The sequence below is a fragment of the Rubrivivax sp. JA1055 genome (assembly GCF_020966565.1).
GTDB classification, from domain to species: Bacteria; Pseudomonadota; Gammaproteobacteria; order Burkholderiales; family Burkholderiaceae_C; genus Rubrivivax; species Rubrivivax benzoatilyticus.
In genome coordinates this window covers 41181-62554 of the sequence record NZ_JAJKFP010000005.1, presented here as the reverse complement: position 1 = coordinate 62554, position 21374 = coordinate 41181, and the positions used below count along the sequence as shown (strand labels likewise).

At 73.7% G+C, this 21374-nt stretch carries 17 protein-coding genes, 2 tRNA genes, 1 pseudogene and 2 riboswitches; of the genes and pseudogenes, 13 read left to right on the top strand and 7 right to left on the bottom strand.

Annotation, left to right across the window (positions count from 1 at the left end; genetic code table 11):
• Position 1 precedes the first annotated feature (1 nt).
• Complete coding sequence (gene folE / locus LOC65_RS07015) at positions 2–751, bottom strand: GTP cyclohydrolase I (RefSeq protein WP_164963455.1); 750 nt, start codon at positions 749–751, stop codon at positions 2–4.
• A gap of 91 nt (positions 752–842) precedes the next feature.
• Here folE and rsmB point away from each other — a divergent pair, with 91 nt between their 5' ends.
• The 6 genes from rsmB (at position 843) to LOC65_RS06985 (ending at position 5962) form a co-directional block, all read left to right on the top strand.
• Positions 843–2174 (top strand): 16S rRNA (cytosine(967)-C(5))-methyltransferase RsmB, encoded by a 1332-nt coding sequence (gene rsmB / locus LOC65_RS07010; RefSeq protein ID WP_405048241.1) that lies wholly within the window; start codon positions 843–845, stop codon positions 2172–2174.
• A gap of 19 nt (positions 2175–2193) precedes the next feature.
• Complete coding sequence (locus LOC65_RS07005; RefSeq protein ID WP_009855748.1) at positions 2194–2772, top strand: DUF4390 domain-containing protein; 579 nt, start codon at positions 2194–2196, stop codon at positions 2770–2772.
• A complete protein-coding gene (locus tag LOC65_RS07000) occupies positions 2769–5060 on the top strand; it encodes an ATP-binding protein (protein WP_164963454.1) in 2292 nt (763 codons plus the stop codon). Before LOC65_RS07005 ends, LOC65_RS07000 begins: the two co-directional genes overlap by 4 nt.
• 9 nt (positions 5061–5069) lie before the next feature.
• Positions 5070–5783 (top strand): response regulator, encoded by a 714-nt coding sequence (locus tag LOC65_RS06995; protein WP_029718855.1) that lies wholly within the window; start codon positions 5070–5072, stop codon positions 5781–5783.
• A 26-nt stretch (positions 5784–5809) separates the two neighbouring features.
• Positions 5810–5885, top strand: a tRNA-Phe gene (locus tag LOC65_RS06990).
• Between the two features lies 1 nt (position 5886).
• Positions 5887–5962, top strand: a tRNA-Gly gene (locus tag LOC65_RS06985).
• A gap of 58 nt (positions 5963–6020) precedes the next feature.
• Here LOC65_RS06985 and LOC65_RS06980 read toward each other — a convergent pair.
• Genes LOC65_RS06980 through LOC65_RS06960 form a run of 5 tightly spaced genes read right to left on the bottom strand, consistent with a single transcriptional unit; the run spans position 6021 to position 11589 of the window.
• On the bottom strand, positions 6021–6758 hold the full coding sequence (locus tag LOC65_RS06980; RefSeq protein WP_230247037.1) for an ABC transporter ATP-binding protein: 738 nt from the start codon (positions 6756–6758) through the stop codon (positions 6021–6023).
• Positions 6759–6760: 2 nt separating this feature from the next.
• Complete coding sequence (locus tag LOC65_RS06975) at positions 6761–7723, bottom strand: iron ABC transporter permease (protein WP_230247036.1); 963 nt, start codon at positions 7721–7723, stop codon at positions 6761–6763.
• Positions 7720–8646 carry an ABC transporter substrate-binding protein gene (locus tag LOC65_RS06970; RefSeq protein ID WP_230247035.1) on the bottom strand — a complete coding sequence of 309 codons (927 nt, stop codon included), beginning with the start codon at positions 8644–8646 and terminating at the stop codon, positions 7720–7722. Before LOC65_RS06970 ends, LOC65_RS06975 begins: the two co-directional genes overlap by 4 nt.
• Entirely contained in the window at positions 8643–10775 is a 2133-nt protein-coding gene (locus LOC65_RS06965; RefSeq protein ID WP_230247034.1) for a TonB-dependent receptor, read from the bottom strand. The genes LOC65_RS06970 and LOC65_RS06965 overlap by 4 nt, the downstream gene beginning before the upstream one ends.
• A gap of 31 nt (positions 10776–10806) precedes the next feature.
• Positions 10807–11589, bottom strand: coding sequence for a class I SAM-dependent methyltransferase (locus tag LOC65_RS06960; RefSeq protein ID WP_230247033.1), 783 nt, complete (start codon positions 11587–11589; stop codon positions 10807–10809).
• Positions 11590–11655: 66 nt separating this feature from the next.
• Positions 11656–11881: riboswitch (cobalamin riboswitch) on the bottom strand.
• 35 nt (positions 11882–11916) lie between these two features.
• Positions 11917–12176, top strand: a riboswitch (cobalamin riboswitch).
• 169 nt (positions 12177–12345) lie between these two features.
• Between LOC65_RS06960 and LOC65_RS06955 the strand changes: the two genes are divergently transcribed.
• From LOC65_RS06955 to LOC65_RS06925, 7 genes and pseudogenes are all read left to right on the top strand, one after another.
• Positions 12346–12996, top strand: a complete 651-nt coding sequence (locus tag LOC65_RS06955; RefSeq protein ID WP_230247032.1) for an energy-coupling factor ABC transporter permease — start codon at positions 12346–12348, stop codon at positions 12994–12996.
• Positions 12997–13007: 11 nt separating this feature from the next.
• On the top strand, positions 13008–13577 hold the full coding sequence (gene cobO, locus LOC65_RS06950) for a cob(I)yrinic acid a,c-diamide adenosyltransferase (protein WP_230247031.1): 570 nt from the start codon (positions 13008–13010) through the stop codon (positions 13575–13577).
• A gap of 4 nt (positions 13578–13581) precedes the next feature.
• Positions 13582–14628, top strand: coding sequence for a cobalamin biosynthesis protein CobW (cobW, locus tag LOC65_RS06945; protein ID WP_230247030.1), 1047 nt, complete (start codon positions 13582–13584; stop codon positions 14626–14628).
• Positions 14628–18406, top strand: a pseudogene (cobN, locus tag LOC65_RS06940) (cobaltochelatase subunit CobN). The gene cobW and the pseudogene cobN overlap by 1 nt, the downstream one beginning before the upstream one ends.
• Complete coding sequence (locus LOC65_RS06935) at positions 18403–19410, top strand: ATP-binding protein (protein ID WP_230247029.1); 1008 nt, start codon at positions 18403–18405, stop codon at positions 19408–19410. The pseudogene cobN and the gene LOC65_RS06935 overlap by 4 nt, the downstream one beginning before the upstream one ends.
• 107 nt (positions 19411–19517) lie before the next feature.
• On the top strand, positions 19518–20066 hold the full coding sequence (locus tag LOC65_RS06930; protein WP_230247028.1) for a VWA domain-containing protein: 549 nt from the start codon (positions 19518–19520) through the stop codon (positions 20064–20066).
• Entirely contained in the window at positions 20063–20431 is a 369-nt protein-coding gene (locus LOC65_RS06925; RefSeq protein WP_009858490.1) for a DUF1636 domain-containing protein, read from the top strand. Before LOC65_RS06930 ends, LOC65_RS06925 begins: the two co-directional genes overlap by 4 nt.
• Before the next feature lie 101 nt (positions 20432–20532).
• Here LOC65_RS06925 and LOC65_RS06920 read toward each other — a convergent pair whose 3' ends face one another.
• The gene (locus LOC65_RS06920) at positions 20533–21366 is read right to left on the bottom strand and encodes a nidogen-like domain-containing protein (protein WP_029718859.1); all 834 of its coding nucleotides are present in this window, start codon (positions 21364–21366) and stop codon (positions 20533–20535) included.
• Positions 21367–21374 lie beyond the last annotated feature (8 nt).

Sequence of the window (21374 nt, the reverse complement as noted above, 5' to 3'; positions counted from 1 at the left end):
TTCAGTCTTGCTTGCGCGGCAGCAGCGAGAGGAATTCGCGCCGCAGGTTCGGGTCCTTCAGGAAGGCGCCGCGCATCACGCTGTTGACCATCGCGCTGTCGGTGTCCTTGACGCCGCGCCAGTGCATGCAGAAATGGTCGGCTTCCATGACGATGGCCAGGCCGTCGGGGCGCACACGCTCCTGCAGCTCGTTGGCGAGCATCGTCACCGCCTCTTCCTGGATCTGCGGGCGGCTCATGATCCAGTCGGTGATGCGGGCGTACTTGGACAGCCCGATCAGGTTGCTGTGCTCGTTGGGCAGCAGGCCGATCCAGACCTTGCCGAAGATCGGGCACAGGTGGTGGCTGCAGGCGCTGCGCACGGTGATCGGGCCGACGATCATCAGCTCGTTCAGGCGCTCGGCGTTCGGGAACTCGGTCACCGCCGGCATCGGGTGGAAGCGGCCGCGGAAGACCTCGTCGATGTACATCTTGGCCACCCGCTTGGCCGTCTCCTGCGTGTTGTGGTCGCTCTCGGTGTCGATGACCAGCGCGCGCAGCAGCTCCTCCAGCTTGGCCTGGACTTCCTTCTTCAGCTCGGGCAGTTCGCCCTCGCGCACGAAGTCGGCGATGTTGTCGTTGGCGTGGAAGCGCTTGTCGGCGCAGACCAGGCGGTAGCGGATGCGCTCGGACACCGGCATCGAGGCCAGTTCCTCCTCGCTGCGCAGCAGGCGCGGCGGCGTGGACTCCGGGAGCGGGACGGTCTTGGCCATGGGGATGGGCGGGCCGGTCGGCCGGGGGCGAAGGGAGCCGGTATTGTGCGGCGCGCTTCGTCGGCGTGCAGGCTCCGCTTAGACTGCCCTGGTGACCACTCCGACTTCGTCCGTGCCGCTGTCGCGGCTGCTCGATCTGACCGCCGACGCCGTGCACGCGGTGCGCCAGGGCCGCTCGCTGACCGACGTGCTGGCGCGTGTGCCGCCCGACGCCCGCCCAGGCGTGCAGGCGCTCAGCTTCCACGTCATGCGCTGGCTCGGCAGCGCCGGCGAGGCGCGCGCGCTGATGGCACCGAAGTCGCCGCCGCCGCACGTCGAGTCGCTGCTGCTGACGGCGCTGGCGCTGCTCTGGCCGACCGGCGAGCCCTCGCCCTATGCCGACCACACGCTGGTCGACCAGGCGGTGCACGCCGCCCACCAGCGCACGCCGGTGGCCGCCGGCTTCATCAATGCCGTGCTGCGCCGCTTCGTGCGCGAGCGCGACAAGCTCGCCGCGGCGGCGCGCCACCAGCCGCTGGGCGCGTTCAACCACCCGCTGTGGTGGATCGAACGCGTGCGCCACGACTGGCCGACGCAGTGGCAGGCGCTGCTGCAGGCCTCGAACGTGCATCCGCCGTTCACGCTGCGTGTCAACCGCCGCCGCGGCAGCGGCGAGGCCTACGTGCAGCGCCTGGCGGCCCAGGGCCGAGCCGCGACGCTGGTCGACGACGCGGCGCTGGGCGGCCAGGCCGTCGTGCTGGCCGAGCCCTGTCCGGTGACGCAGCTGCCCGGTTTTGCCGAAGGCGAGGTCTCGGTGCAGGACGCGGCGGCGCAGCGTGCGGCGCCGCTGCTCGTCGGCGACGGGCTGCCGGCCGGCGCGCGTGTGCTCGACGCCTGCGCCGCCCCGGGCGGCAAGACCGGGCACCTGCTCGAGCTGGCCGATCTCGACGTGCTGGCGCTGGACAGCGACCCGGTGCGCCTGGCGCGTGTGCAGGAGAACCTGAACCGGCTGCAGCTGCAGGCCACGCTGCACGCCGGCGACGCCCGCGACACCGCACGCTGGTGGGACGGCCGGCCCTTCGACGCCATCCTGCTCGATGCGCCCTGCAGCGCCGCAGGCATCGTGCGCCGCCACCCCGACGTGCGCTGGCTGCGCCGCCCCGACGACATCACCGCGCTGGCGCGGCTGCAGGGCGAGATCCTCGACGCGCTGTGGCCGCTGCTCGCGCCTGGCGGCCGCCTGGTCTACGCCACCTGCTCGCTGTTCCGCAGCGAGGGGGCCGAACAGATCGACGCGTTTTTGCAACGCCACGCCGACAGCGGCGCGAGCCTGGATCCGCTGTCGCCCGGGCACCTGCTGCCGCTGGCCGACAATCCCTCGCAGCCGTCGGCGCGCCAGGCGCTGCACGACGGCTTCTACTACGCCCTCGTCCACAAGGCCTGACGCCCGAGCACCACCCGTCATGCGATCGCCGCCGGTCCGCCGAAGACTGCTGCTGGGCCTGGGGCTGTGGGCCGTGCTCGGCTGGCTCGGCCTGGGGGCCGCGCCGGCACGGGCCCAGGGCGTCGAGCTGATCCAGCTGCAGTCCGGCCGCAGCGACGGCGCGCTGACGCTGGAGTTCGCCGCCCGCGTGACGCTGCCCAAGGCCGTCGAGGACGCGATGGCACGCGGCGTGCCGGTCTACTTCGTCGCCCAGGCCACGCTGCGGCGCGACCGCTGGTACTGGCGCGACGAGCGTGTGGCGCGGGTCTCGCGCAGCTGGCGCGTCGTCTACCAGCCGCTCACCTCCAGCTGGCGTGTCGGCCTGGGCGGCCTGAACCAGACCTACGCGACGCTGGCCGAGGCGATGGCCGCGGTCACGCGCAGCGCCGGCTGGCGCATCGCCGAGCTGTCGCAGCTCGAGCCGGGCAAGGACTACTACATCGAGTTCAGCTGGCGGCTCGACACCAGCCAGCTGCCCAGCCCGATGCAGATCGGCCTGGGCGGCCAGGCCGACTGGGCGATCGGCGCGGAGCGCGAGTTGCCGGTCGAGCTGCCATGAACCGTCCGGCGCGCTGGATCTGGATCGTCGCGCTGGTCGCGGGCATCGGCGCGGCGCTGGTGCTGGCCTTCGTGCTGTCGCTGTCGACGGCCGGCGGCGGCTTCTACGAGCGCCACTTCGTCTGGCTGTTCTGGGTCAACGCGGCGGTTGCGGCGCTGCTGGTGCTGGTCATCGGCGTGGCGGCGGTGCGCCTGGTGCTGCGCCTCAAGCGCGGCAAGTTCGGCAGCCGGCTGCTGATCAAGCTGGCCGGCATCTTCGCCCTCGTCGGCGTGCTGCCGGGCCTGGTGATCTATGCCGTGTCCTACCAGTTCGTCTCGCGCAGCATCGACGCCTGGTTCGACGTCAAGGTCGCCGGCGCACTGGACGCCGGGCTGGCGCTGGGCAAGACGACGCTGGACGCGCTGCAGGCCGACGTCGCCGGCAAGGCGCGCCTGGCCGCCGAGCGGCTGGGCGACTCGCGCCAGCCGTCGCCGCTGGTGCTCGAACGCCTGCGCGAGCAGACCGGGGTGCGCGAGATCGCGCTGCTCAACCACAGCGGCCAGATCCTTGCCACGGCCGGTGTCGCGCCGGGCTCGTCGCCGCCGGAGCGGCCGCCGACGACGCTGCTGCGCCAGGCGCGCTCGCTGGGCGTGGCCAGCCAGATCGAGGGCCTGGACGACGAGGCCCTGAGCGCCAGCGACGGCGCCGGCGGGGCGCCGCGCCTGCGTGCGCTGGCGCTGCTGCCCGACGCCAGCATCCGCCTGTCGCCCGGCGACGACCGCTTCCTGATGGTGGTGCAGCCGCTGCCACGCAAGCTGGCGGTCGACGCCTTGGCGGTGCAGGCCGCACACGGCGAGTACCAGCAGCGCGCGCTGGCGCGCGACAGCCTGTCGCGCATGTACATCGGCACGCTGACGCTGGCGCTGATCCTCGCCGTCTTCGGCGCCGTGCTGCTGGCCATCCTGCTGGGCAACCAGCTCGCGCGGCCGCTGCTGCTGCTGGCCGACGGCATGCGCCAGGTGGCCGCCGGCGACTTGAAGCCCAAGCCGGTGTTCGCCTCGGGCGACGAGCTCGGCGGGCTGACGCGCTCGTTCGCCGACATGACGGCGCAGCTGGCCGACGCGCGCGAGCAGGTGCAGCGCGGCGTCGACCAGCTCGAAGGCGCGCGCACCCGGCTGCAGACCATCCTGGACACGCTGACCGCCGGCGTCATCGTCTTCGACCGCGAAGGCTGCATCGACACCGTCAACCCGGGCGCGACGCGCATCCTCGGCCTGTCGGTGGCCGCCTGGCGCGGCCGCCACCTGGGCGAGCTGCCCGAACTCGAGGGTTTCGCACGCAGCGTCGAGCAGCGTTACGAGCAGCTCGCCGACCGCAGCGAACTCGGCGGCGACCACTGGCAGGACGCGTTCGAGCTCGCGCGCCCCGAAGGCGTGACCCTGACGCTGCTGGTGCGCGGCGCACCGCTGCCCGGCGAGCAGCGGCTGATGGTCTTCGACGACATCACCGAGGTCGTCTCGGCGCAGCGTTCGCAGGCCTGGGCCGAGGTCGCGCGGCGGCTGGCGCACGAGATCAAGAACCCGCTGACGCCGATCCAGCTGTCGGCCGAGCGGCTGCAGCACCGGCTGGAGAGCAAGCTCGAGGGCAGCGACCAGGCGCTGCTGCTGCGCTCGGTGGCGACCATCGTCGCCCAGGTCGACGCGATGCAGCGCCTGGTCAACGAGTTCCGCGACTACGCCCGGCTGCCGGCCGCGCAGATGAAGCCGCTGGACCTGAACGCCCTGGCCAACGAGGTGCTGGCGCTGTACGGCCAGGCGCACGATCGCGGCCAGCTCGTCGTGCGTCTGACCGAGCCGCTGCCGCGCATCCTGGGCGACGCGACGCAGATCCGCCAGGTCATCCACAACCTGGTGCAGAACGCGCTGGACGCGGTGTCCGAGCGTGCCGACGGCCGCGTCGAGATCGGCACCGCGCGCTCGTTGGGCGACAACGGCGAGCTGCGTGCGGTGCGGCTGTTCGTGCAGGACAACGGCCCCGGGTTCCCGGACAAGGTGCTCAAGCGCGCCTTCGAGCCCTACGTCACGACCAAGGCCAAGGGCACCGGTCTCGGGCTGGCGGTCGTCAAGAAGATCGCCGACGAACATCACGCGCGGCTGCGGGCCGTCAACATGCACTTGGACGAAGCCCCGGAATCCCCGGTGACCGGGGCCCGAGTTTCGCTATCATTTTCCTTACTCGCACCTGCGCCGAACCCCGAGACCGACGGCGGTCCGGCCACCGCTTCCGGTGACGCAACACAGGTGCTTTGACCTCAGCGCATGGCAACGATTCTGGTAGTGGACGATGAGCTGGGCATTCGCGCCCTGCTCTCGGAGATCCTCAGCGACGAAGGCCACACGGTCGAGCTGGCGGAAAACGCGGCTCAGGCACGCCAGGTGCGCGAGGCCTTGCGCCCCGACCTCGTGCTGCTGGACATCTGGATGCCCGACGTCGACGGCATCTCGCTGCTCAAGGAGTGGGGCACGAGTGGTCTGCTGACGATGCCGGTCATCATGATGAGCGGCCACGGCACGATCGACACCGCGGTCGAGGCCACCAAACACGGGGCCGTCGCCTTCCTCGAGAAGCCGATCACGCTGCAGAAGCTGCTGCGCGCCGTCGAGCAGGCGCTGGTGCGCCCGGGCCAGCGCCTGGCCGCGGCCGGCGTCGCGCCGGGCGGTGCCCGCGAGCCGCTTCCGGCGTCGAGGCCGTTCCTCAACGGCAGCCCGGCCCTGGTGTCCACCGGTGTCGCGGCTGCGCCGGTGCCGGCGGTGCCCCCGGGGCCGCGCCCCGAGCAGAGCTTCGATCTCGACCGCCCGCTGCGCGAGGCGCGCGACGCGTTCGAGAAGAGCTACTTCGAGTTCCACCTCGCCAAGGAAGGCGGCTCGATGACGCGCGTGGCCGAGAAGACCGGCCTCGAGCGCACCCACCTGTATCGCAAGCTCAAGCAGCTGGGTGTCGATCTCACGCGCAACAAGCGTGGCGTTTCCTGAAACCTGTGCTATAGTCGCGGGCTCTTGGCCTGGTAGCTCAGTTGGTAGAGCAGCGGATTGAAAATCCGCGTGTCGGTGGTTCGATTCCGCCCCAGGCCACCAAGCGGGATTAGCTCAGTTGGTAGAGCGATACCTTGCCAAGGTATAGGTCGAGAGTTCGAGCCTCTTATCCCGCTCCAAGATTCGAGGGCCCGGTTTCGTAAGAAGCCGGGCCCTTTGTCTTTTCCGCGACCCGCTTCAGCTCTCGGCCGTGAAGAAGCTCTGGCGGCCCAGGTCGCAGCGCGCCACGGCGCTGCCGTAGGCCTGGCTCAGCGAAGCGCTGCTCAGCACCTCGTCCGGATGGCCGGCGGCCAGCACGCGGCCGCCTGCCAGCAGCGTCACGTGGTCGCAGTAGCGTGCCGCCAGGTGCAGGTCGTGCAGCACCACCAGGACGGCGGCGTCGGCGGCGCAGGCGCGCAGCAGGCGCATCAGCTGGTGCTGGTGCGGCAGGTCCAGGTGCGCGGCCGGCTCGTCGGCCAGCAGCAGCGGCGGGCGGTGCGCGATCGCGCGCGCCAGCGCGGCGCGCGCCGCCTCGCCGCCGGACAGCGTGTGCAGCCGGCGCCGCATCAGCGGCCCGAGTTCGCAGGCCTCGATCAGCGCCGCGTCCGGCGGCGCCTGCGCCAGCTGCAGCAACTCCTCGACCGTCAGGTCCCAGTGGCTGTGCGTCTGCTGCGGCAGGTAGCCGATGGCCTGGGCCAGCGCGCGCGGCTTCCAGGCGGCCAGCGGGCGGCCGAGCAGGCGCACCTCGCCGGCGTGTGCCGGGCGCAGGCCGATCAAGGCCTGCAGCAGCGTGCTCTTGCCGGCGCCGTTGGCGCCGACCAGCGCGAACAGGCCGCGCGCCGGCCACGACGCGGTGATGCCGAGCAGCAGCGTGCGCGCGCCGGCTCGCACTTCCAGCCCGTGCGTCGCCAGGGCCGGCGATGTCGTCGTGTCCATCGTCACTCCCGCCGTCTCAGCAGCAGGCCCAGGAAGAATGGCCCGCCGACCAGTGCCGTCAGCAGCCCGGCCGGGATCTCGCTGGGTGCCAGCGCCGCGCGGGCGATCAGGTCCACCAGCACCATCGCCGTGCCCCCGGCGAGCACGCAGGCCGGCACCAGCCGGCCGTGCAGCGGCCCCAGCCACCAGCGCAGCAGATGCGGCACCACGAGGCCGACGAAGCCGATCAGCCCGCCCCAGCAGACCGCCAGCGCCGTGGCCAGCGCCGCCAGCAGTACCGCCTGCGCGACCAGCCGCGGCACGCGCACGCCCATGCCGTGTGCCGCCTGTTCGCCCAGGCCGAGCGCGTCCAGCCCGAAAGCCAGCCGCCGGGCGCCGGCGGCCAGCAGCACCAGCAGCGGCACGAAGGCCGCGCACTGCGCTGCGGTCGGCGTCTGCACACCGCCCAACTGCCAGGAGATCAGCGCGCGCAGATTGGTCGACTCGTCGCCGAAGAGCATCAGCAGCAGCCCGCGCAGCGCCGACAGAATGGCCGCCAGCGCGACGCCGGCCAGCAGCAGCCGTGCCGGCTGCCAGCGGCCGACGGCCAGCACCAGCCAGCTCGCGCCCCAGGCGCCGGCGAACGCCAGCAGCGGCAGCGACCAGCCCGGCGGCAGCCACTGCGGCAGCAGCAGCGCGACGGCCGCGCCCACCGCGGCGCCCGAGGCGCTGCCCAGCAGATAGGGCTCGGCCAGCGGGTTGCGGAACACGCCCTGGAACAGCAGCCCGGCCAGCGCCAGGCAGGCGCCGACGAAAAACGCCGCCGCGACACGCGGCGCGCGCCAGACCCAGACCAGGTCGTGCATCAGCCCGTCGCCGCCCAGCCACTGCGCCGGCGCCACCCAGGCCGCGCCGCCGCTGAGCGCCAGCACCAGCGCCACCAGCAGCGCCGCGGCCAGCAGCGGCATCGCCTGCCGCGCCCTCATGCCGCCGCTCCGAAAGCCTGCGGATGCAGCGCACGCGCGTAGGCCAGCACGGCCTCGGCCTGACGCGGCCCGGGGATCAGGAAGTGGCTGCGCGGCAGCACGACGACGCGCCCTTCGCGCACCGCGCGCAGCCGCGACCAACCGGGCCGCGCCGCGATCTCCTCGGCTGGCTTCGGCACCGCCTGCAGCGAGACGATGACCTCCGGGTCACGCAGCAGCACCGCCTCGGCGCTGACCTGCTGCGCGCCGGCCAGGTCGGTAAAGACGTTGCGCCCGCCGGCGCAGGCCAGCGCGTCGTCGGCGTAGTGCCCGCGGCCGACGGTCTGGTAGGCGCCGCGTGCGGCGGCCGCGGTCTCCAGGTACACGCTCGGCTGCGGCCGGCCCTGCCAGGCCTGGCGGATGGCCGCCAGCGAGTCGTCGAAACGCGTCAGCAGCGCCGCCGCGGCGGCTTCGCTGCCGGTGGCGCGGCCGACGAGGTCGATGTTGCGCCGCACCGCCGCCAGGTCCGGGTGCGCCAGCACCAGCACCGCGACGCCGGCGCGTTCGAAGGGTTCGACGAGGCCCAGCGCGCTGCCGTGCGACGGCGTCAGCACGATCAGGTCGGGCTTCAGCGCCGCCAGCGCCTCGGGCGAATAACCCAGCGCGCCGCCGACCGACGGTTTGGCCAGCGCTGCCTCGGGATATCGCACGCGCCCACCGATCGCCGCGACGCGCGCTTCCAGTCCCAGCGCGAAGACGATCTCGATGTTGCTCGGGAAGATCGCGACGATGCGCTGTGGCGGCGCCGCCAGCCGCAGGGTTCGCCCCAGCGCGTCGGTGACGCTGCGCGGCCAGGTGCCTGCGGCTGCCGCCTCGCGCCCGGCGCAGCACAACGCCGCGCCGGCCAGCAGCGCACGCCGCGCGGGCGACGAGGGCCCGCTCACCACTGCGCCTTCAGCCGCAGGAACAGGCTGCGCGGTGTGCCGAAGCAGCCTGCTTCCTGCGACGAGAAGTCGTCGGCGATGTACTCGACGTCGGCGAGGTTGTCGACGCCGGCCTGCACCGACAGCCGCGGCGTCGCCTGCCAGGTGACGGCCGTCGCCAGCAGCGTGTACGACGGCAGGATCTGCGAGTGCTCGATGTTGTCGCGCAGCGGACGGCGGCCGACGTGGTTGGCGCTGCCCGTCCACTGCCAGTCGCCTTGCGACCAGGCGAGGCCGGCGCCGGCGATGAGGCGCGCCGACATGCGCATGCGGTTGCCGGCGTAGTTCGGCCCCGGGTTGCCGGCGCTGTCATAGGTCGGGAAGTCGCGCAGCCGCGCGTCCTGCCAGGTGTAGTGGGCGTAACCCGACCAGGCCGCCGACAGCCGCGCGCGCAGCAGCGTCTCCAGCCCGCGCACGCGCGAGCTGGCATTGGTGAAGATGAAGCTGTCGGGCCCGGTGCGAAACGATCGCTGGCCGTCGGTCTTGTCGGCCTGGAACAGCGCCACCTGGTAGCTCCAGCGGTCGTCGAGCGCGCGGCCCTTGGCGCCGATCTCGACGCTGCGCGTGACTTCCGGGCGCAGCAGCGCCGGCACGACGACACCCGAGCGCGTGTTCAGCGCCACGGCCTGCGGCCGGAAGCCTTCGGCCCAGTTGGCGAACAGCGCGTTCTCGCTCGCCGCCGAGGCCGCGTAGCGCCAGTCGGCGCCCAGCCGCGGGCTGGTGCGGCTGGCCTCCTGGCGCGCCTGCACGGCGGTGCCGCTGCGCTGCAGCGTCTGCTCGAAGCGGTCGTGGCGCAGGCCGGCGCTGAGGCTCAGCGCGCCGATGTCGATGCGGTCCTGCAGGTACAGGCTGCGCACGCGCTGGTCGAAGCGCGAGTCGGTCACCGGGCCGCGGATGCCGCGCGGATCGCTGCCGACGTTGCTGACCGGCGTGTCGTAGTCGGGGCCGCGATAGGTCGGTGCGCCGCTGAACGACGGCGAGGCCTGGTCCTGCCAGCCGGACTCGAGGTTCAGCCCGAGCTGCAGCGCGTGCCGTGTCACACCGAGTTCGGCCTTGGCGTTCAGCGTGAACTCGTGGAACAGCCCGCGGTCCTGGGTGTCGGTCTCCGACCAGCCCTTGGTGACGGCGGCCGGCGGCGGCACGATGGTGATGCCGCCCTGGAACAGGCGGTCGTAGCGCGCCATGCTGCTCAGGTGCTCGAAGCTGATCGCCGGCGTCAGCCGCACGCGGTTGCGCCAGGCCAGGCTCAGGTACTCGCCGTCGACGTGCGCGCCGGGGATGCCGTAGTTGTCCTCCGGGGCTATGCCGAACATCGGATGGCCGTCCTTCAGCGGCACGATCGAGCCGCGTTTGGCGTTCACCTGGCTGGAAAAGAGCTGCACGCTGCTGGCCCAGTCGCGGGTCATCGCCAGCTCGCCGCCGACGCTGGCCGTGGCCTGGTCGCGCGGCGTGCCGTCCTGGAAGCCGTCGACGCGGCTGTAGGCGGCGCCCACCGACAGATGGCCGCGTTCGCCGTCCCAGCGCTGGCGCAGGCCGAGGTCGCGGCGGCCGAAGCTGCCCAGCGTCGCGCGCGCGCTGCCGCCTTCGGCCTCGGGTTCGATGAACATCTGCACGACGCCGCCGATCGCGTTGCGGCCGTACAGCGCCGAAGCCGGGCCCTTGATGAACTCGATGCGCTCCAGCAGGTCGGGCGCGACCAGCGTCAGGTCGGCGTTGCCCTGCAGCAGGCGCAGCGGCACGCCGTCGATCAGCACCAGCACGTCCTGGGTGTCGCGCAGGCCGCGGGTCTCGAACCGCGTGAAGTAGTTGCCCTGGGTGCCGTGCTGCAGCCCGGGCACCGCGCGCAGCGCGTCTTCCAGCGTGCGCGCGCCGACGGCGTCCATCTCGTCGCGGCCGACGGCGTAGGTGCTGAACGGCAGATCCAGCGGGTCTTCGGCGACGCGTGTCGCGGTGACGACGCGGCGCTCGGCGGTGATCTGCACCGTCTCGACGGCCTCGCTCTGGGCCTGGGCGGCGGCCGGCAGCAGCAGCGCCAGCACGGCAGGGCGCCAGTGGCGCGACGGTGATCTTTCCTGTGGCTTCATCTTCATCGTCTCTTCTTCTGGAGGGAGGGAAACAGGGTCAGTCGCGGTGCCAGAGCAGCACCGCGCTGCGTTTGGCGCAGCCCAGGCGCAGGCCGCGGCGGCCGGGCCGCGCCGAGGCGGCGACCTGGGCCAGCACCTGCGGCCGGCGTTCGTCGCCGGGCAGCAGACGCAGGCGCTCGAAGACGTGCGCCTGGGCCGCGGCCAGCGACTCGAAACACACCTCGTAGCGCCAGTCGGCGAAGTGCAGCGCCTGCGGCGCGCGTGTGGGGCCCAGTGCGGCGAGCACACGTTCGACGACCGGGCGCGTGTCGGCGCCGTGCAGTTCGGGCGTCAGCACGCCGGCCAGGCAGAAAGTCGCCGGCCCGGCCTGCGCCGGCACGACCCAGGCCATGCAGCGGCGCCAGCGTGTGGCCATCGCGTCGTGGAAGGCGGCGGGTTCACGCTGCGCCGGCGGCAGGTGCGCGGCCAGCAGCGTGTCGGCGGCGACGGCGGGCTCGAGCTGCGTCCAGTCGACGGGCGACAGCTCCAGACGGATGCCGCGCACGGCCAGCGCCGGTCGCCGCGCGAGCAGCCGGCGCTGCATCTCGGGCTGCGGTTCGACGGCGTGCCAGCGCGCGCCGGGCGCGAGCATGCGGCGGCTGAGCACGCCGCTGCCGGCACCGATGTCGAGCAGATCGGGCAGCGAGCGCGGCAGCAGCGGCAGCACGGCGCGGGCGTAACCCGAGCGCACGATGGTGTGCGCGTAGAACGCGGCTTCGGCCTCGCCCCAGGCGCAGGGCGTGGCGGCGTCGGGCCGGAGTTCCGGCGCGTTGGAAGACATGGGAATACCGGCGTACGCGCCCTGGCCGCTTCCCCGCAGCCTGGCGCCTTACGGCCTGCCGCTCGCGCGGCACGCCACCTCGTTGGCCGGTATCCGGGCTGGCGGAGACGACCCGTGTGTCCTTCCCAGGAGACGACTCCCAGTGGCTTCGACACGAGCTGGGGCCGGTGAGGCCCCGTCCGCTTACCGTTGCGGGGGCAGCTCAGGTTGGGGGCACGAGGCCCCTCCCTGATTCCCGTTGAACTGCATCCACCGGAGGGTGGGCGCGAGCACCAACGGCCGGCATCATAACCAGCGCCGCCGGCGGCCCCGCCGCGAGACCTGACCTGTATCATGCGCCGCGTTGGTGCTCGCCGAGGCTTTCCGCCGAGGCAGTTCAACGGGAATCAGGAAGGGCGAGGCCGTCACGGCGCGAGCCCCAACCTGAGCTGCCCCCGCAACGGTAAGCGGACGGAAAGACGGCTTCGTGCCGGCTCTTCCGGCCCGTGACACGGCCACTGGGACGGCGGCGCGCCAGCGTCGCCACCGGGAAGGCGTCACGGACAGGTCCGCCAGCCCGGATACCGGCCAACGAGGTGGCGTGCCCGCGCGAGCGGCGCGCCGTGTAGCGCCAGCCGCGGGGAAGCGGCCGGGCGCGCCGAACCCGTCTCACGTTTTCCGAGCCGTCCCTTCCCAGCGCGTGCCGTGTCGCCGCGCCCGAGCCGTCGTGCGGCGGCGGGCCGCCGTCGTCGCGCCGTCTCGACCCAGGAGCACCCGATGCACATCGAACCCGGCGTCCTCGCCCAGACCAAGATCCTCGCCGCCAACGTCGCCGCCGGCGGCGTGCTGCTGGCGCACCTGCCGGCACTCGCCAAGCGCCCGGCGCTGTGGCTGCGCACGCTGCTCGCGGCGGTCTTCTTCTCGCTGTTCATGCAGTCCTTCCACATGGCCGTCGGCCCGTCGGAGCTGCACTTCATCGGCGCGATGCCGATCTACCTGCTGCTGGGTTACCTGCCGACGCTGTTCGGCTTCGCGCTCGGCCTCGCGCTGCAAGGCTTGCTGTTCGAGCCGCAGGACCTGCTGCACCTGGCGGTGAACACGCTGTCGCTGGTCGTGCCGCTGACCGCCGTGCACTTCGGCATCGGCCGCCGCCTGTCGGCCGCGCAGGTCAGCGAGGCGCGTGTCGCCACCGTGCTGCGTCTGGACGCCGCCTACTACGCCGGCGTCACGGCGATGGTCGGCTTCTGGCTGGCCATCGGCCAGGAAGCGACGCCGCTGGCCGACTGGGCGCGTTTCGCTTCGTCCTACCTCGTGCTGGTGGCGCTGGAGCCGGTGTTCACGCTGCTGATCGTGCGCGCCGTGCGCCGCTGGCGCGAAGCCGGCTGGGCGCGCGCCTGCCTGGACGAGCGGCTCACCGCCGCCGCCTGACGGACGGCACCATGCAGATCGAAACGCCCCCGTTCGATCGCGACAAACCGCGCCCTCAGGGCGAACGCCGGGGGCTGGTGATCGTGCACACCGGGCCGGGCAAGGGCAAGAGCACCGCCGCCTTCGGCCTGGCGCTGCGCGCCCACGGCCGCGGCAAGGCGGTGAAGGTCTACCAGTTCATGAAAGTGCCCTCGGCGCGTTTCGGCGAGCACCGGCTGTTCGAGCAGCTGGGCATCCCGATCGAAGGCCTGGGCGACGGCTTCAGCTGGAAGAGCCGCGACCTGGGCCACTCCGCCGAGCTGGCGCGTGCCGGCTGGCACCGTGTGCGCGACACGGTGCTGTCGGGCGAGCACTTTCTCGTCGTGCTCGACGAGGTGATGGCGCCGCTGCGCTACGGCTGGATCCCGCTGGACGAGTTGCTGGCCTGCCTGCGCGCGCGCCCGCCGCAGGTCCACGTGCTGCTGACCGGGCGCGGCGCGCCGCCGGAGCTCATCGAAGCCGCCGACACCGTCACCGAGATGACCAAACTGAAACACCACTACGACGCCGGCGTGCCTGCACAGCGCGGCATCGAGGACTGAACCCATGCACAAGATCCCCGCGACCATCGTCACCGGCTTCCTCGGCGCCGGCAAGACGACGCTGCTGCGCCACCTGCTGACGAACGCCGGCGGCCGCCGCATCGCCGTCATCGTCAACGAGTTCGGCGAACTCGGCATCGACGGCGAACTGCTGCGCGGCTGCGGCATCGGCTGCGACGAAGAAGGCCGCGACGACGGCAACCTCGTCGAACTGGCCAACGGCTGCCTGTGCTGCACGGTGCAGGAGGAGTTCGCGCCGGTGATGGAGCGCCTGGCCGAGCGCCGCGAGCGCATCGACCACCTCGTCATCGAGACCTCGGGCCTGGCGCTGCCCAAGCCGCTGGTGCAGGCCTTCCAGTGGCCGACGCTGCGCCACGCCTTCACGGTCGACGCCGTCGTCACCGTCGTCGACGCGCCGGCGGTGGCCGAGGGCCGTTTCGCCGACGACCCGCAGGCCGTCGACCTGCAGCGCCGCGCCGACGACAACCTCGACCACGAGTCGCCGCTGGCCGAACTGTTCGAGGACCAGCTCGCCACCGCCGACCTCGTCGTGCTGAACAAGACCGACGCGCTCGACGCCGCGACGCTGGCGGCCGTCGAGGCCCAGGTGCGCGCCGGTGCGCCGGCGGCCGTCAAGCTGCTCGCCGCGCAGCACGGCCGCCTCGCGCCTGACGTGCTGCTGGGCCTGGGCCGCGCCGTCGAGGACACGATCGACGGCCGCCACACGCACCACGACGAAGAAGAGGACCATGACCACGACGAGTTCGACTCGGTCTCGCTGGCTGTCGAGGTGACGGACCGCGAGCGCCTGCTGCAGGCGCTGGCCGCGCTCGTCGCGCGCCACGAGATCTACCGCGCCAAGGGTTTCGTCGCGCTGCCGGGCGCGGCGATGCGCCTCGTCGTGCAAGGCGTCGGCGCGCGCCTGGGCAGCCACTTCGACCGTGCCTGGCGCGCGGGCGAGGCACGTGTCTCGCGCCTGGTGCTGATCGGCGCCGGGCTCGACGCGGCCGTGCTGCAGGCCGAGCTGCAGCAGGCGCTGGCCGCCGGCTGATGCACCTGCTGTCGACACGCGCCGCCGGCCTCGTCGACGACGAGGGCCGCGGCGTCGTGCGCCTGGCGCAGACGCCGGGCGAGATCGTCGTGCTCAGCGCCGCCGACAGCACGCTGGCGCTGCTGGCCGACACCGCCGCGGCGCTGCCGGCCGGCTTTCCGAGCGTCCGCCTGGCCAACCTGATGGCGCTGCGCCAGCCAGCCTCGGTGGACCTCTACGTCGACGAGGTGCTGCAGCACGCGCGTGCGGTCGTCGTCGACCACCTCGGCAACGCAGCCGACTGGGCCTACCTCGTCGAGCAGGCCGGGCGCACCGCGCGTCGGCGCGGCCAGTGGCTGGCGCTGTTCTCGGGCGACTTCGGCGAAGACCCGCAGCTGCTGGCGCGCTCCACCGCCGCGGCCGACGACTGCCGCCTGCTCTGGCGCTGCCTGCGCGACGGCGGGCCGGCGCAGGCCGAGGCCTTCTTCGCGCTGATCGCGCACGCCGCCTTCGGCCGCGGCGAACGCCCGGCGCCGCCCGAGCCGCTGCCCTGCGCGCTCCCTTATGTGCCGCGCGACGCCGCCGCCTGGCCGGCGCGCCCGGCCGGCGCGCCGGTGGCGCTGCTGGTCTTCTACCGGGCGCATCTGCAGTCCGGCAACACGGCGGTCTTCGACGCCCAGCTCGCGGCGCTGGCCGCGGCCGGGCTGGAGCCGCTGGCGCTGGCCGTCGACACGCTGAAGAACGCCGAGAGCCTGGCGCTGCTGCGCGCGCTGGCGGCGCGCCACGCGGTCGACGTCGTGCTCAACGCGACGGCGTTTGCGCTCGGCGGCGCCGGCGCCGGTTTCGAGCCGCTGGCCGGCGACGCGCCGGTGCTGCAGCTGCTGCTGGCCGGCAGCACCCGCGAACGCTGGGCCGAAGACCCGCACGGCCTGGCGCCGCGCGACCTGGCGATGCAGGTCGTGCTGCCCGAGGTCGACGGCCGCATCGCGACGCGTGCGATCAGCTTCAAGGGCGTGGCCTGGCGCTGCGAGCGCACCGAGATCGACGTCGTGCGCTACCAGCCCGAACCCGGGCGCATGGCGTTCGTCGCCGAGCTGGCGTGGCGCTGGTGCCGGCTGCGCCACGTGCCGCCGGCCGACCAGCGCCTGGCGCTGGTGCTGGCCAACTACCCGAACGACGACGCCCGCCTGGCCAACGGCGTCGGCCTGGACACGCCGGCCTCGACGCGGCTGATCCTGCGGGCGCTGCACGAGGCGGGTTACGGCGTCGGCGCCTTGCCGCCCGACAGCGAGGCGCTGATGCAGACGCTGGCCGCCGGCGTCACCAACGACATCGAGGCTAACGACGCGCGCCCGGCGGCGCAGAGCCTGGCGCTGGCCGACTACCGTGCCGAGTTCGAGCGCCTGCCGGCCGTCTGCCGCGACGCCGTGCTCGCGCTCTGGGGCGCGCCCGAGGCCGACCCGATGCAACGCGCCGGGCGCTTCATGATCCCGGGGCTGCGCCTGGGGCGCGTCTTCGTCGGCATCCAGCCGGCGCGTTCGCGCGGGCCCGACCTGCTGGCGCGTTATCACGACGCCGACCTCGTGCCGCCGCACGCCTACCTGGCGTTCTATTTCTGGCTGCGCCGCCACTGGGCGGCCGACGCCGTCGTGCACGTCGGCAAACACGGCAACCTGGAGTGGCTGCCGGGCAAGAGCGTCGCGCTCGGCGAAGCCTGCTGGCCCGACCTGCTGCTCGGCCCGATGCCGCACCTGTACCCGTTCATCGTCAACGACCCCGGCGAAGGCTGCCAGGCCAAGCGCCGCACGCAGGCGGTCATCGTCGACCACCTGATGCCGCCGCTGACGCGTGCCGAGTCCTACGGCGCGCTGCTCGACATCGAACGCACGATGGACGAGTACTACGAGGCGCTGGCGCTGGACCCGCCGCGCGCGCGCCGGCTGCGCCAGGTGCTGCTGGGCCAGGTGATCGGCGCCGGGCTGCACCGCGAACTGGGCTTCGACGCGCCCGAGGACGACGGCCAGCGCGAGGCGCTGCTGCGCCGCCTCGACGCCTTTCTCTGCGAGCTGAAGGAAGCGCAGATCCGCGACGGCCTGCACGTCTTCGGCCGCTCGCCCGCAGGCCGGGCGCGGCGCGACACGCTGCGGCGCTGGCGCGTTTCGAGCGCGGCGCGACGCCGGGCGACGCCAGCCTGCTGCGCACGCTGGCCGCCGACCTGGCGCTGGACTTCGACCCGCTGGCGCCCGACTGGGCCCGGCCCTGGACCGGCGCGCGCCCGGCGCTGCTGCTGTCGCTGGCCGACACACCCTGGCGCCACGCCGGCCACACACGCGAACGCCTGGAGCTGCTGGCCGAACGCCTGCTCGAAGCCCACGCGCTGCAGCCTGACGCGCCGGCCGCCGACGCCGCCGCCTGGCCGCAGACGGCGCCGGTGCTGGCCACGCTGCGCGACGTGCTGGCGCCGCGGCTGGACGCCTGCGGCGCCGAGGAGATGCGCCAGCTGCTGCGCGGCCTGGCCGGCCGCGTCGTGCCGCCCGGCCCCAGCGGCGCGCCGTCGCGCGGGCGCGCCGACACCTTGCCGACCGGGCGCAACTTCTACGCCGTCGACACACGGGCCGTGCCCACCGTCGCCGCCTGGACCACCGGGCGCGCCGCCGCCGAGCGCCTGGTCGAACGCCATCTGCAGGATCACGGCGCGCTGCCGGCCACGGTCGGCCTGTCGGTCTGGGGCACGAGCACGATGCGCTCGGGCGGCGAAGACCTGGCCCAGGCTCTGGCGCTGCTCGGCGCGCGGCCCAAGTGGGCCGCCGGCAGCGGCCGTGTGCTCGACGTCGAGCTGCTGCCGGTGGCGGTGCTCGGCCGGCCGCGCATCGACGTCACGCTGCGCGTCTCGGGTTTCTTCCGCGACGCCTTCCCGAACCTGATCGAGCTCTTCGACGCCGCGGTGCGCGCCGTCGCCGCGGTGCCGGCCGAAGACGAGAGCGACGACGAGAACCCGGTGCGCGCGCGCGTGCAGCGCGAGGCGCTGGCCGCGCGCCAGGCTGGGCTGGACGAGGAGGCCGCGCTGCGCCAGGCCAGCGGGCGTGTCTTCGGCCCGCGCCCCGGCGGCTACGGCGCCGGGCTGCAGGAGCTGATCGCCGGCCGGCGCTGGCAGGGCCGGGGCGACCTGGCCGAGGCCTATCTGCGCGCCGGCGCCTACGCCTACGGCGGCGGCCGCGACGGCGAGGCGGCGCGTGCCACGCTCGAGACCCGGCTGCGCGGCCTGGACCTGGTGGCGCACAACCAGGACAACCACGAGCACGACCTGCTCGACTCCGACGACTACTACCAGTTCCAGGGCGGCATGGCGGCCGCCGTCGAGGCGCTGCGCGGCCACGCGCCGGCGCTTTACCACGGCGACCTGAGCGTGCCCGGCGCGCCGCGGGTGCGGTCGCTGCGCGAGGAGATCGCGCGTGTGCTGCGCGCCCGCGCCGTGAACCCGAAGTGGCTCGAAGGCATCCGCCGCCACGGCTACAAGGGTGCGTTCGAGATCGCGGCGACGGTGGACTTCCTGTTCGCGTTTTCGGCCACCACCGGGCTGGTCGAGGACCACCAGTACGCCTTGGTCGCCGACGCCTATCTGCACGACGAGACGACACGCGAGTTCCTGCTGCGCCACAACCCCGAGGCGCTGCGCGCCGTCGGCGAGCGCCTGCTGGAAGCGATGCAGCGTGGCCTGTGGCGCGAGCCCGGGGCCGAACGCGAGCGCATCGCCGCGCACCTGCTGGCGCTGGAGCAGCGCCTGGAAGACAACGCATGACCGCCCCATCCGAACTCCCCGCCTACCCGTTCAGCGCCCTCGTCGGCCAGCCGCGGCTGCAGCAGGCGCTGCTGCTGGCCGCCGTCGACGAAAGCCTGGGCGGCGTGCTGATCAGCGGCCCGCGCGGCACCGCCAAGTCGACCGCGGCACGCGCGCTGGCGGCGCTGCTGCCCGGCGCGCCCTTCGTCACGCTGCCGCTGGCGGCCAGCCTGGAGCAGCTGGTCGGCACGCTGGACGTCGAGGACGCGCTGCGCGACGGCCGCTTGCGTTTCAAACCCGGCCTGCTGGCGCGTGCCCACGGCGGCGTGCTCTACGTCGACGAGGTCAACCTGCTGCCCGACGCGCTGGTCGACGCGCTGCTCGACGCCGCCGCCAGCGGCGTGCACACGGTCGAGCGCGACGGCATCTCCGAGCGCCACGCCTCGCGTTTCGTGCTCGTCGGCACGATGAACCCCGAGGAAGGCGAGCTGCGGCCGCAGTTGCTGGACCGCTTCGGCCTGTCGGTGACGATCGCCAACCCGGCCGACGTCGGCGCGCGCCAGGCGATCCTGCGCGCCCGTCTGGCCTTCGACCGCGACCCGCAGCGTGTGCAGGCCCAACACGCCGTGCACGACGCCGCGCTGGCGCGTGCGATCGCCACCGCGCGCGCGCGGCTGGATGCGGTCGAGCTCGGCGACGCCGCGCTGGCGCGCGCCGCCGACCTGGCGCACGCCGCCGGCGTCGACGGCCTGCGCGCCGACCTCGTGATGCTGCGTGCCGCACGTGCGCTGGCGGCGCTGGACGGCCGCGACGCCGTGCGTGTCCAGGATGTCGACGCCGTCGCCGACGACGCGCTGGTGCACCGCCGCCGCACGCCGGCACCGCCGCCGGCCGCGCGCCCGGAACCGCCGCCACAGCCGCCTGCGCCGGACAACGCCGGCGACGGCGACTGGGGCGCGCTGCCGCCGCAGCCGGCGGGTTTCGAGCCGGCCTCGCTGCCCGGCGCCTGGCGCCCAAAAGCCTAGGCCGCCGCGGCCCGGGCCGGCACGCCGGCCTGCCGCGGTGGCCGCTTCCCGCGCCCGGCGGCCGCCTGGCCGGCGCCGCGGCCACGAGCGGCGGTGCACCCGACTGGGTGCGCACGCTGGTCGCCAAAGGCCCGCAGCCGCTGGCCCCCGCGCATCTGCGCCGGCGTGCCGCCGCCGCGCCGCCGCCGCGCTGCCACCTGGTGCTGCTCGACACCTCGGGCTCGATGCGCCGCGGCGGCCGGCTGGCGCGCGCCAAAGGTGTCGCCGCCTGGCTGGTCGCGCAGGCTGCACGCCACGGCGACGATCTCGGCCTGCTGGCCTTCGGCGGCGCCGGGCTGCAGTGGCTGATCGCGCCCGGCCCGGCGCGGCGCGCCGCCGCCGTGCGCCTGCCGCCGCTGGGCGGCGGTGGCGACACGCCGCTGGCGCAGGCGCTGGCCGCCGCCGAGCCGGTGCTGCAGCGCCATCCCGGCGCCTGGCTCTGGCTGCTGAGCGACGGCCGCTGCCCGGGCGAGCCGCCGGCGCCGCGTGCCGCGGCCCAGGTCGTCGTCGTCGACCACGACGACGGCCCGGTGGCGATCGGCCGCTGCGCCGCCTGGGCCGAACGCTGGGGCGCGCGCTGCGTGCCGGCCCACCAGATCCAAGGAGAACGACGATGAGCGCCACCACCGAACTGCTGGTCTGCCACACCTGCCGCCCGCCGGGCGCGCCGCGTGACGGTGTCGCCGCCGGCCAGCAACTGCTGGATGCCGTGCAGGCGCTGGCCGCCCAGACACCGGATGCGCCGCGTGTGCGCGCCGTCGCCTGCCTGTCGGCCTGCGGCCGCGGCTGCAGTGCCGCGCTGCAGGCGCCGGGCAAGACCAGCTACGTCTTCGGCGACCTGCAGGCCGACGCGGCCAGCGCCGCCGACCTGCTGGCCGCCGCGGCGCGCCACCAGGCGCTGCCCGACGGGCAGATCCCGTGGCGCGAGCGTCCGGAGTCGCTGCGCCGGGGCACGCTGGCGCGGCTGCCGCCGCCGGCCTGAGCTGCAGGCCGCGGGCCGGCGCCGCGTGATCCGGGATCGATGCCGGCCCGGCTCAAGAAGAAAGGGGCACCGAGGTGCCCCTTTGCCTTCTGCTGCGCCGTTCAGCTCTTGCGGCGGCGCGCCGAGAAGCCCGCGGCGCCCAGCGCCGCCAGCGCCAGCGCCAGCGTCGTCGGCTCCGGCACGTCGTTGGGGTCGACGACGTCGAGGTTGGCGTCGAACCAGATGTACTTGTTGTTCAGCGCCCGGAACAGGCCGGCCTGCGTCGAGCCCTGCAGCACCTCGGCGTTGCCCTGGCCGTCGCCGAAGCCCACCGCCGCGACCTGGCTGGTGTCGGTGACTTCCCAGAGCATCTGCTCGTAGAAGAAGCCGATCTTGCCTTCGCCGACGGGGACCGCGAACGCGTCCGAGCGCAGCACGAGCTGGAACGAGTTCAGCAGGTCGTCTCTGCCGGCGAAGCGGCCGACGTTGTCCCAGGTGACCACCAGCTCGTTGGCCGAGAGCTTGTAGTGCACGACGCCGGAGTTCTCGCCGCGCGTGTCGACGTCGCCGAAGTACGGCGAGATCACCGGCGCGTTGGCCCCGGTCGGCCCGCTCGGGACGTAGGCCGAGATGCCGCCGCCGAAGCTGACGTTGCCGTTGTTGTTGATGTACAGGCTGTTGTACGTCGTGCCGAAGAAGCTGAAGTCGAAGCCCAGGTTCAGCTGCATGAAGCCGTCGTCGTTGCGGCCGTCGGCCTGGCCGACGTTGGCCGCGCTGCCGCCGCCGGTGGTGACGATGTTGGCGCCGAGGGCATCGGTGTAGTAGCCGCCCGGGGTGTAGACGCCCGGCGAGGCGTTCAGCGCCGACTGCGGGATCGTGACGGTCGCGGCACCGGCGGACGCCATCGCCAGACCTGCCGCTGCCGCGAGCGCCAGGGTTCGGAGACTCGTGTTCATCTTGACCT

Excerpts from the sequence above, each read along its gene's own strand:
- LOC65_RS06995 (WP_029718855.1), top strand. The coding sequence starts at position 5,070 with ATGGCAACGATTCTGGTAGTGGACGATGAGCTGGGCATTCGCGCCCTG.
- cobO (WP_230247031.1), top strand. The coding sequence starts at position 13,008 with ATGCAGATCGAAACGCCCCCGTTCGATCGCGACAAACCGCGCCCTCAG.
- LOC65_RS06960 (WP_230247033.1), bottom strand. The coding sequence starts at position 11,589 with ATGTCTTCCAACGCGCCGGAACTCCGGCCCGACGCCGCCACGCCCTGC.
- LOC65_RS06935 (WP_230247029.1), top strand. The coding sequence starts at position 18,403 with ATGACCGCCCCATCCGAACTCCCCGCCTACCCGTTCAGCGCCCTCGTC.
- LOC65_RS06920 (WP_029718859.1), bottom strand. The coding sequence starts at position 21,366 with ATGAACACGAGTCTCCGAACCCTGGCGCTCGCGGCAGCGGCAGGTCTG.
- LOC65_RS06965 (WP_230247034.1), bottom strand. The coding sequence starts at position 10,775 with ATGAAGATGAAGCCACAGGAAAGATCACCGTCGCGCCACTGGCGCCCT.
- LOC65_RS06925 (WP_009858490.1), top strand. The coding sequence starts at position 20,063 with ATGAGCGCCACCACCGAACTGCTGGTCTGCCACACCTGCCGCCCGCCG.
- LOC65_RS06975 (WP_230247036.1), bottom strand. The coding sequence starts at position 7,723 with ATGAGGGCGCGGCAGGCGATGCCGCTGCTGGCCGCGGCGCTGCTGGTG.
- LOC65_RS06980 (WP_230247037.1), bottom strand. The coding sequence starts at position 6,758 with ATGGACACGACGACATCGCCGGCCCTGGCGACGCACGGGCTGGAAGTG.
- LOC65_RS07000 (WP_164963454.1), top strand. The coding sequence starts at position 2,769 with ATGAACCGTCCGGCGCGCTGGATCTGGATCGTCGCGCTGGTCGCGGGC.
- LOC65_RS07005 (WP_009855748.1), top strand. The coding sequence starts at position 2,194 with ATGCGATCGCCGCCGGTCCGCCGAAGACTGCTGCTGGGCCTGGGGCTG.
- folE (WP_164963455.1), bottom strand. The coding sequence starts at position 751 with ATGGCCAAGACCGTCCCGCTCCCGGAGTCCACGCCGCCGCGCCTGCTG.
- cobW (WP_230247030.1), top strand. The coding sequence starts at position 13,582 with ATGCACAAGATCCCCGCGACCATCGTCACCGGCTTCCTCGGCGCCGGC.
- LOC65_RS06955 (WP_230247032.1), top strand. The coding sequence starts at position 12,346 with ATGCACATCGAACCCGGCGTCCTCGCCCAGACCAAGATCCTCGCCGCC.